This window comes from Amycolatopsis sp. NPDC059657 (assembly GCF_042734395.1).
Lineage (GTDB): Bacteria > Actinomycetota > Actinomycetes > Mycobacteriales > Pseudonocardiaceae > Amycolatopsis.
The window spans coordinates 23,935-33,815 of the sequence record NZ_JBHWEB010000102.1 but is presented as its reverse complement, the minus strand read 5'-3'; the positions used below and the strand labels follow the sequence as shown (position 1 = coordinate 33,815).

Below are 9,881 nucleotides of genomic sequence, written 5' to 3'. Positions count from 1 at the left end.
GCCCACCCCCCCCACGCCCCGCCCCACGACTCCAAGGCGTAGGCGCCCGCGGCGGCCGCGAGTGCCACGGAGCGCGCGATGCCGTCGGAGACGGCCCGGTCCACCGACTCCCGGGAGATGAAGAGCCGGTAGAACAGCGGCCCGCAAGCCGCCCGGATGACTTCGACGGCGTCGGTATTCGCCGGAGCCTCCTTGCGGGCGATGGCGCGGCTGACCACCACGGCCGACCGCGCATGCCGGTCCCGGTAGAAGTCGCGCAAGGCGTCGGCCGCGCGTTCCGAGAGAAAGGCCGCCGAGACCGAGGCTGTGGGTAGCGCCAGCAACGCGGGATCGGTGAAGTAGTCCACCAGTTCCCCGAGCAACGCGGCCAGGTCGCCGCGGAGGGAGCCGGTGTCGGGGGCTTGCCAGTCGTCTTCGCTGCCGAGGCCGAGCGCGGCCGCGACGAGGCCTTCGGCCGAGCCCCAGCGGCGGTAGATCGTCGTCTTGTGGATGCCGGAGCGTTCGGCGACCGCGTCGACCGTGAGTCCCGCGTAGCCGTGGGCGGCCAGTTCGGCGAGGGTGGCGTGGAGTACTGCCTGACGGGTGCGTTCGGTGCGGCCGCCGGGGCGGGTGGTGCCTGGTAACTCGGTTGCCAATTGCTACTCCTGTTGCGTTAGTGTGCCCAGTATGCAGGACAGTGAGCTGGATGGCGTCATCGATCTGATCGGGGATGCCCGGATCGTCGCCATCGGGGAGAACAACCACCACATTCACGAGTTCGGGGTCATCCGGCACCGGCTGCTGCGGAGGCTGCGGGCGAAGGGGTTCAGCACGCTGGGGTTCGAGTCGGGGTTCGCGGAGGGCGCGAAGGTCGACGCGTGGCTGCGGGGCGGGGCCGGTGACGTCGCCGAGATCGGGCGCGACGGGTTCACCTTCGGGCTGGGTGATTCGCCTGAGATGCACGAGATGCTGTCCTGGCTGCGCAGCCAGGACATCCGCTACTCCGGGCTTGATGTTCCGGGGTCAGGGGGATCGCCACTCAACGCGCTCGCGGCCATTGATTCGCCGCTGGCTCGGCAAGCGATCGAAGCGACTGCTCCGTACTCGGCGTTGAACAGCGCCCTTGTGCCTTACGACAAGCTCAGCGAAACGGCGACCGCAGTGCTTACCGAGCTGCGTGACAGCCTTGACGATCCGCGCGAGATCCACCTCGCGACCGGTGCGCTTCGGCTGGATACCTACCTCAAAGAGATCGGCGCCATGATGGCAGGGAAGCCCATCGCCGGCGCGTCGCGTGATCAGTACATGGCCGAGACCGTTCAGTATCTCGACCAGGGACAGAAGATCGTCCTCATGATCCACAATGGACACCTGCAGCGGGTTCCGTTCCAGATCATGCCTGGTCACACTGTGCCGTCCGCGGGCTCTTACCTGTCGGAACGGTATGGCGACGAGTACTTCGCGCTCGCGTTGACCGGTGCGGGCGGGACGACGACCGGGCTGGAGAACGATGAGTCCGCGCGGCTCGGGTTCCGGGTCTACGAGCAGGAACTCGGGGAGCCCGCCGAAGGCAGCCTCGAGGCGGAACTCGGCGCCGTGGACACCGTCACCGACCTCAAGACGAGCAAGGCGACCAAGATCCGGCATGCGCACCTGTGGTCGGAAGTCGAGGTCTCCCAGGCGTTCGACGCGGCGATCCAGCTCGCGAACCTGCGGGTTTCCACAGCCATTACTGCGGTAAACCCCAGTGTTCGCCCGTCCCCGCCGCCGTAATCTCGAAGAGTGCACGGGAGGAGTGAACAGGCCTACGCCCTGGTCTTCGCGGTGACCTTGGGCTGTATGGCGACCTACTACGCGCTCGGGCTTCCCGGTGGGCCCGAGCCCATACCGTTCGTGCTCGCGCTGTACTTCGCGGCGGCGGCGGGACTCAGGCGCGTCGCGTTGGCCGGCGCGGTCGCCTGTGTCGGGCTGAGGCAAGGCGTCGTGCTGCTGCTCGGCGAGCGGATCGTGTGGTCCGAGGTGGCTGCCGTGGCCGGTGCGCTGGCCGTGGTCGTCCTCTTGGGCGAGTTGACCCGGGTGCGGCGTGCCCGGGTGCGGGAGAAGGCCGCGCAGGACGAGCGGCTGCGGATCGCGCGGGAGTTGCATGACTCGGTCACGCATCACCTGGCGGTCATCAGCGTGCAGGCCAACGCGGCGCTGCTCGGTCGCGACATCCAGCCGGAGGTCGCGCTCACAGCTATCAAGGAGGCGAGCAGGAGTGCGTCGCGCGAGCTGCGCGAAGCCTTGGGAGCGTTGCGAGATCCCGAGTGCGCGCCGAGGATCGGCGCACTGGTGGCGAACGTGCGGGCGGCCGGGGTGGATGTCCGGCTGAACGACACCGCGCCGGAGGCCGGCTGGGCGGGCTATCGGATCGTGCAGGAGGCGCTGACCAACGCCGTCCGGCACGCGCCGGGTGCCGCGGTGGACGTCCGCGTCGAGCAGCGGGACGACAAGGTGGCGATCGCCGTCGACAGCGGGCACGGCCTGCGCGGCATGCGGGAGCGCGCCGAGTCCGCCGGTGGGACCTGTGTCGCCGGACCGGATGGCGATGGTTTCGCGGTGCGGGCCGAGCTGCCGCGATGATCAGGGTGCTGATCGCCGACGACCAGGCGCTCGTCCGTGCCGGGTTGCGCACGATGCTGGGTGAGCCGGACATCGAGGTCGTCGCGGAGGCGGCCGATGGGCGGGAAGCGGTCCGGCTCGCGCGGGACCATCGCCCGGATGTCGTATTGGCCGACGTGCAGATGCCCCGGATGGACGGTATCGAGGCCGCTGCCGTGATCATGGCCGAACTGCCCGAGGTCAAGGTGCTGATACTGACCACCTACGACCGCGACGAGTACGTCTACCGTGCGCTCAAGGCCGGTGCGAGCGGGTTCGTGCTCAAGGACATCGACCCGGCGGAGCTGGTGCGCGGGGTGCGGACGGTCGCCGAGGGTGACGGAATGCTGGCGCCAGGGGTCACGCGGCGGCTGATCGCCGAGTTCGCGGTGCGGCCTGCCGCGCTCGCGCCGCCGCTGCCGCTCGACCGGCTGACCGAGCGGGAGCGGGAGGTGCTGGGCCTCGTCGTCGCCGGTCTGGCGAACGACGAGATCGCCGCGCGGCTGGTGATCAGCCTCGCCACCGCGAAGACGCACGTGTCCAGGATCTTGTCCAAAATGGACACGAGGGATCGGGCGCAGCTGGTCGTGCGCGCCTACGAGTCGGGGTTCGTGCGGCCGGGGTCTGCAACTTCGTAGTACGCGAAGACGCGACTCCGGCTGACGAAACCGGTGCCCGGTTCGCGAAGACTTGCCGGTATGAACAGCGAAAAGTTCCTTTACCGGCTGCAGGGCGGGTGCCTGGTCATCGGGCCCGCGCTCTTCGCCGCGTCCACGTTCTTCTGGCGTCCCAATGGCACTTACAGCGCCGCGACCGGGACTTTGCTTGTGCTGGCGCTGGTCTTCTGGACCTATGGGCTGATCGGCGTGCTCGAAACACTGCGCGCGCGGCAGCCGGTGTACGCGAGTGTCGTGCAGCTGATGCTCGTCTACGGGGCCATCGGTGGCGCCGCGTTCGGGGTGCGCGGCTTCTATGACGAGCTGTTTTCCTTTTCGCGGGAACAATCCGTGCAGGCGCTGACCACGTTCGGCATCAGGGCGGACCTCGTCTTCTACTGGCCGGGGCCGCTCTTTCCGTTGAGCCTGCTGGCAATCGGCATCGGGCTGATCCGGGCGCGCACTGCTCCTTTGTGGACGTCCACTGTGGTCTGCGCGGTCGGCGTGCTGTTCCCGCTTTCGCGAGTGCCGAGGGTGTCGTGGTTCGCGCATGTCGTCGACGCGCTCATCGTCGTGGCCTTCGCGTACCTCGGCTACCTGCGGTTTCACATGAAACCAAGCAGAAAAACCCGATCAGGGGACAGGTCTCCGGTTGCCGTGCGTGACAGTCACGAGTAGACGCATGACATGAGCATTCGACCCTCACGTGGCCTGTTCGCGGTGGCGTTGACCGCGGCGATGACCCTCGCCGCAGTCGCGCCTGCCCAAGCCGATGTCAGGGAGCAGGCGAATCCACCCGCCTGGGGGCTTGACCGAATCGATCAAGCGAAGGGTGTCGACTCTGCGTATCACTACGAAACGCGAGCCGAGAACGTCACCGTCTACATCATCGACAGTGGCGTGGACGCCACGATCGCCGACTTCGGCGGCCGCGTCGAGCAGGGCAAGGACTTCCTCAAGAAGGACAGCGTCGACACCGCCGACACCAACGGCCACGGCACTCAGCTGGCAGGGGTCGTCGGCGGGAAGTCGTACGGCGTGGCCAAGGGCGCCGCGATCGTGCCGGTGCGGGTGATCGGCGCCGACGGCACCGGCCTGACCGAGAACCTGCTGGCCGGTATCGACTGGACGGCCAAGAACGCGAAGCAGCCCGCGGTCGCGCTGCTCGGCATCGCTGGTGTCCCGAACGACGCGTTGGACGCGGCCGTGAAGAGGCTGGCCGAGGTCATGCCGGTCGTGGTCCCGGCCGGCGGCGATTCCGCCGACGTCGCGGGCCTCTCGCCCGCCAGGGTGCCCGAGGTGCTGACCGTCGGCTCCAGCGACAAGCAGGACCGGGTCTCCGCGACCTCCGATTTCGGCCCAGGGCTTGATCTTTACGCTCCGGGCGTCGACATCGCCGCGCCGCGCAAGGGCGGCCAGGTCGCGGGGTCGATCACCGGCACCTCGATCGCCGCCGCGCACGTCGCGGGCGCCGCCGCGTTGTACCGCTCGCTCAACCCGGAGAAGAAGCCTGCCGAGGTCGCCCAAGGCCTCGTCGACAACGCCACGAAGAACGCGCTCTCCGGTGTCCCCGAGGGCACCGCGAACCGCCTGCTCTACACGCTGACCCCGGTCCAGGCACCGGATCCCGGCCCGGTGCCGCCCTTGCCGACGCACTAGGCGCACAAGACGCGGGTTGGCTCAAGAGCACCCGTAGCGGTTCTGACGGCGACGCGTGTGTCGAGGTCCGCGTCGATGCCGTAGTGGACGTCAGGGACACCAAGGACCGCGCGTCGGGCGCGCTCACGGTGAGCTCGGTCGCCTGGATGGCCTCTCCATATCGCCTCATGTGACCCAGCTCACATTCTGGGCACTCAACCTCTCGCAGGTCTCGCGCGTGTAGGGGGCAAGCGCGACCTTGGGGGAGGACTCATGGAGTACTTGCACATCCCGCAGGAGGATCCCCGGCTCGTCGACGGGTTCCTGGATCGCAGCGAACTGGACACGGCTCAGCTCCGGGCGAGGCGGCTGGTGCACGCCGACGGCAAGCCGCGCGCCCCCGTCGTCCCCCTTCCGCGTGACGTTCAGCGGAGGTACGAGGTGTGGCTCGGGGTCGGCACCGCGGTCGTCCTGGCCCTCATCGTGGTCTGGGCGACGTTGACCCGCGCCGGATGAATCACCGGGCAAGCCAATGAGTCAGTGAGCCATGGGGGAGAACCACGTGTACACACCGTCGCAGGACAATCCGTTCGCGCCGCCCGCGAAGCTGACCGAAGAGCAGCTTCGCGGAATCGGAGTGGAGCCGCCGACCGTCAGCCAGATCGAGCGGGCCGAGGAAGCCGAGAGCAAGCGGACCATGCTGTGGGTCGTGCTGGCCGTCCTGGTGGTCGCCGCTCTCCTCATGTGGTTCGCGGCCTCGTCGGACGGTGAAAAGGACCAAGCGCGCGTCACGCTGGCGCGGATGTCCAACGTCTCCGTGCAGGACGTGGTCGAGCAGGCGCGGAGGGCAGGGATGGCCGGCCTCGTCTACCAGCACGGTGGGGTCGCCGACGAGAGCAACGGCGCCGACTGGATCGTCGACCAGGTCACGGTGGAAGGCGATGCGGCGATACTGCGCGTCCACACCGGACGGATCAGGCCCACCCACCCGTACCTGATGCCGTCCGTGTTCCGGCAGCCCGAGGTGCACACCAACGAGGGAGTCGGGCAGGTCTTCACCTCCTGGCCCGCGAAGCCGGGGTTCGTCACGTTCGACTGCGCGCGCTGCGAGGGTGAGACGACCGTGACCACGTCGCGGGGTGACGTCCTCTTCCGGGCGACCGGGCCGTACAAGGGCACCCGCTGGATCAACATGGACGACGAGGATCCGGTCGGCTACTACCAGGTGAAGGCGACCTCGGCGTGGACGCTCACGGTGGCCGACTACGACCGGCTGCCCAGCTTCTACCAGGGCGGCCATGATCCGGCGGGCACCGGCGACACCGTCTTCCTCTACCAGGGGACCGAGGACTCCGCCAGGATGACCGGCGTCGGCGGGCTCGAGGCGGCGAACCTCGTCGGCACCCGGATCGAAAAGGGCGGCCTCAAGGGCCCGTCGATCGTCCAGGTGAGCGCTTCGGGAGCGTGGAGCATCACCCCGTACTGACGTTGTGATGATGTCCATCACCTGGTACTGAACTCCCGGAGAGCGGGACCGACCGGGTAACGTGCGCCTCCTACCGATCCGATGAGATGGGAAGGACCGGGCATGTTCCGCAAGGTGCTGGTCGCCAACCGCGGCGAGATCGCCATCCGTGCGTTTCGCGCATCCTTTGAGCTGGGCGCGGGCACGGTGGCTGTGTTCCCGCACGAGGACCGCAACTCGTTGCACCGGCTGAAAGCCGACGAGGCCTACGAGATCGGCGAGCCGGGGCATCCGGTTCGCGCGTACCTCTCGGTCGAGGAGATCGTGCAGGCGGCGAAGAAGGCGGGGGCGGACGCGATCTACCCCGGCTACGGCTTCCTGTCCGAGAACCCCGATCTCGCGCTGGCGTGCGAGGAAGCGGGCATCACGTTCGTCGGGCCGAGCGCCGAAATCCTGGAACTCACGGGTAACAAGGCGCGCGCGGTCAAGGCGGCGCGTGAGGCCGGGGTGCCCGTGCTCGGCTCGTCCGAGCCATCGTCCGATGTGGACGCACTGGTCGAAGCCGCGGGCAAGCTCGGCTTCCCGGTGTTCGTCAAGGCCGTCGCCGGTGGTGGCGGGCGCGGTATGCGCCGCGTCGAGGACCCGAAGGTGCTGCGCGAGTCCATCGAGGCCGCCGCGCGCGAGGCCGAGTCGGCGTTCGGCGACCCGACCGTGTTCATCGAGAAGGCCGTCGTCGAGCCGCGCCACATCGAGGTCCAGATCCTCGCCGACGGTGACGGCAACGTCATCCACCTCTTCGAGCGTGACTGCTCGGTCCAGCGGCGGCACCAGAAGGTCGTCGAACTCGCGCCCGCGCCGAACCTCGACCCGGAGCTGCGCGACCGGATCTGCGCGGACGCGGTGAAGTTCGCCCGCCAGATCGGCTACCGCAACGCAGGCACCGTCGAGTTCCTGCTCGACCGCGACGGCAACCACGTCTTCATCGAGATGAACCCGCGGATCCAGGTCGAGCACACGGTCACCGAAGAGGTCACCGACGTCGACCTCGTCCAGTCGCAGCTGCGCATCGCGTCCGGGCAGACGCTCGACGACCTCGGGCTGTCCCAGGACAAGGTGTACCTGCGCGGCGCGGCACTGCAGTGCCGCATCACCACCGAGGATCCAGCCAACGGCTTCCGTCCCGACACCGGCATGATCAGCGCGTACCGCTCGCCTGGCGGCTCGGGTATCCGGCTCGACGGTGGCACCGCGTTCGCGGGCACCGAGATCTCCGCGCACTTCGACTCGCTGCTGGTCAAGCTGACCTGCCGTGGCCGTGACTTCAAGACCGCCGTCGGCCGCGCGCGCCGTGCGGTCGCCGAGTTCCGGATCCGCGGTGTGGCCACGAACATCCCGTTCCTGCAGGCCGTGCTCGACGATCCCGACTTCCGCGAAGGCCGCGTCACCACCTCGTTCATCGAGGAGCGCCCGCACCTGCTGACCGCGCGGCACTCCGCCGACCGCGGCACCCGGCTGCTGACCTACCTCGCCGACAAGACGGTCAACAAGCCGCACGGCGAGCGGCCGCGGACCATCGAGCCGCACGTCAAACTGCCCAAGTGGGACAAGAACAGCGAACCGCCCGCCGGGTCGAAGCAGAAGCTCGACCAGCTCGGGCCGGAGGGTTTCGCGCGCTGGCTGCGTGAGTCGCCGACCATCGGCGTCACCGACACGACCTTCCGCGACGCGCACCAGTCGCTGCTGGCCACCCGGGTGCGCACCAAGGACCTGCTGGCCGTCGCGCCGGTCGTCGCGCGCACGGTGCCGCAGCTGCTTTCGCTCGAATGCTGGGGCGGCGCGACCTACGACGTCGCGCTGCGGTTCCTCGCCGAGGACCCGTGGGAGCGGCTCGCGAAGCTGCGCGAGGCCGTGCCGAACATCGCGCTGCAGATGCTGCTGCGCGGGCGGAACACGGTGGGCTACACGCCTTATCCGACCGAGGTGACCAACGCCTTCGTCGAGGAGGCCACGGCCACCGGCATCGACATCTTCCGCATCTTCGACGCGCTCAACGACGTCGAGCAGATGCGCCCGGCGATCGAGGCGGTACGCGAGACGGGAACGGCCGTGGCCGAGGTGGCGCTCTGCTACACCTCGGACTTGTCGGACCCGTCTGAGAAGCTGTACACGCTCGACTACTACCTCAAGCTGGCCGAGCAGATCGTCGGTGCGGGCGCACACGTGCTGGCGATCAAGGACATGGCAGGGCTGCTGCGCGCGCCCGCCGCGGCGCGCCTGGTTTCCGCGCTGCGCAAGGAATTCGACCTGCCGGTGCACATCCACACGCACGACACCGCCGGCGGCCAGCTCGCCACGTACCTCGCCGCCATCGGCGCGGGCGCGGACGCGGTCGACGGCGCGGTGGCGTCGATGGCGGGCACCACCTCCCAGCCGTCGCTGTCCGCACTGGTCGCGGCGACCGACCACTCCGACCGGCCGACCGGGCTCGACCTGCAGGCCATCGGGGACCTGGAGCCGTACTGGGAGATCGTGCGGAAGATCTACAAGCCGTTCGAGGCGGGACTCGCGTCGCCGACCGGGCGCGTGTACCACCACGAGATCCCCGGCGGGCAGCTGTCGAACCTGCGCACCCAGGCCATCGCGCTCGGCCTCGGCGACCGGTTCGAGGAGATCGAGGCGATGTACGCCGCGGCCGACCGGATCCTCGGGCACCTGGTCAAGGTCACGCCGTCGTCGAAGGTGGTCGGTGACCTGGCGCTGCACCTGGTCGGTGCCGGGGTCGCACCCGCCGACTTCGAGGCGGAGCCGAACAAGTTCGACATCCCTGACTCGGTGATCGGCTTCCTGCGCGGCGAGCTCGGCGACCCGCCGGGTGGCTGGCCGGAGCCGTTCCGCACCAAGGCGCTGGAAGGCCGCGCGGCCGCCAAGCCGGTGGTCGAACTGTCCACTGAGGACCGTGACGCGCTGGCGGCGCACCCGCGCAGGACGCTCAACCGGCTGCTGTTCCCCGGCCCGACGAAGGAGTTCGAGGCACACCGCGAGGCCTACGGCGACACTTCGGTGCTGCCGTCCAAGGACTTCTTCTACGGACTGCGGCCTGGCGAGGAGTACCAGGTCGACCTCGAGCAAGGTGTCCGGCTGCTCATCGAGCTGGAGGCCATCGGCGAGGCCGACGAGCGCGGCGTGCGCACGGTCATGTCGACGCTGAACGGCCAGCTGCGGCCGATCCAGATCAGGGACAGGGCGATCGCCTCGGACATCCCGGCGACGGAGAAGGCCGACAAGTCGAACCCGAAGCAGGTCGCGGCGCCGTTCGCCGGTGTCGTCACGCTGCAGGTCTCCGAGGGCGACGAGGTCGAGGCCGGTGCCACGGTCGCGACCATCGAGGCGATGAAGATGGAGGCCTCGATCACCGCTTCGGTCGGCGGCAAGGTCTCGCGCAAGGCCATCAACTCGGTCCAGCAGGTCGAAGGCGGGGATCTTCTGCTCGTGCTTGAGTAGAA

9 protein-coding genes and 1 pseudogene are annotated in these 9,881 nt (G+C 68.9%); 9 read left to right on the top strand and 1 reads right to left on the bottom strand.

The features are described 5' to 3' along the window. Window positions 1-635 (bottom strand): TetR/AcrR family transcriptional regulator (locus tag ACFV15_RS36980; protein WP_378356634.1); only part of this gene is annotated, 635 nt, incomplete at its 3' end. A 31-nt stretch (window positions 636-666) separates the two neighbouring features. Between ACFV15_RS36980 and ACFV15_RS36975 the strand changes: the two genes are divergently transcribed. The 9 genes and pseudogenes from ACFV15_RS36975 (at window position 667) to ACFV15_RS36935 (ending at window position 9,879) form a co-directional block, all read left to right on the top strand. Continuing rightward, entirely contained in the window at window positions 667-1,752 is a 1,086-nt protein-coding gene (locus ACFV15_RS36975; RefSeq protein WP_378356632.1) for an erythromycin esterase family protein, read from the top strand. Window positions 1,753-1,761: 9 nt separating this feature from the next. Then, a complete protein-coding gene (locus tag ACFV15_RS36970) occupies window positions 1,762-2,601 on the top strand; it encodes a sensor histidine kinase (protein ID WP_378356630.1) in 840 nt (279 codons plus the stop codon). Next, entirely contained in the window at window positions 2,598-3,257 is a 660-nt protein-coding gene (locus tag ACFV15_RS36965; protein ID WP_378356628.1) for a response regulator, read from the top strand. The genes ACFV15_RS36970 and ACFV15_RS36965 overlap by 4 nt, the downstream gene beginning before the upstream one ends. A 60-nt stretch (window positions 3,258-3,317) precedes the next feature. Further along, on the top strand, window positions 3,318-3,953 hold the full coding sequence (locus ACFV15_RS36960) for a hypothetical protein (RefSeq protein ID WP_378356627.1): 636 nt from the start codon (window positions 3,318-3,320) through the stop codon (window positions 3,951-3,953). Between the two features lie 9 nt (window positions 3,954-3,962). Continuing rightward, window positions 3,963-4,934 carry a S8 family peptidase gene (locus tag ACFV15_RS36955; protein WP_378356625.1) on the top strand — a complete coding sequence of 324 codons (972 nt, stop codon included), beginning with the start codon at window positions 3,963-3,965 and terminating at the stop codon, window positions 4,932-4,934. A 23-nt stretch (window positions 4,935-4,957) separates the two neighbouring features. Next, a pseudogene (locus tag ACFV15_RS36950) lies at window positions 4,958-5,107 on the top strand (DUF397 domain-containing protein); the annotation flags it as partial. A 79-nt stretch (window positions 5,108-5,186) separates the two neighbouring features. Beyond that, a complete protein-coding gene (locus ACFV15_RS36945; RefSeq protein WP_378356623.1) occupies window positions 5,187-5,429 on the top strand; it encodes a hypothetical protein in 243 nt (80 codons plus the stop codon). 46 nt (window positions 5,430-5,475) lie between these two features. Then, window positions 5,476-6,399, top strand: a complete 924-nt coding sequence (locus ACFV15_RS36940) for a hypothetical protein (RefSeq protein ID WP_378356621.1) — start codon at window positions 5,476-5,478, stop codon at window positions 6,397-6,399. A gap of 102 nt (window positions 6,400-6,501) precedes the next feature. Next, entirely contained in the window at window positions 6,502-9,879 is a 3,378-nt protein-coding gene (locus ACFV15_RS36935) for a pyruvate carboxylase (protein ID WP_378356620.1), read from the top strand. Window positions 9,880-9,881 lie beyond the last annotated feature (2 nt).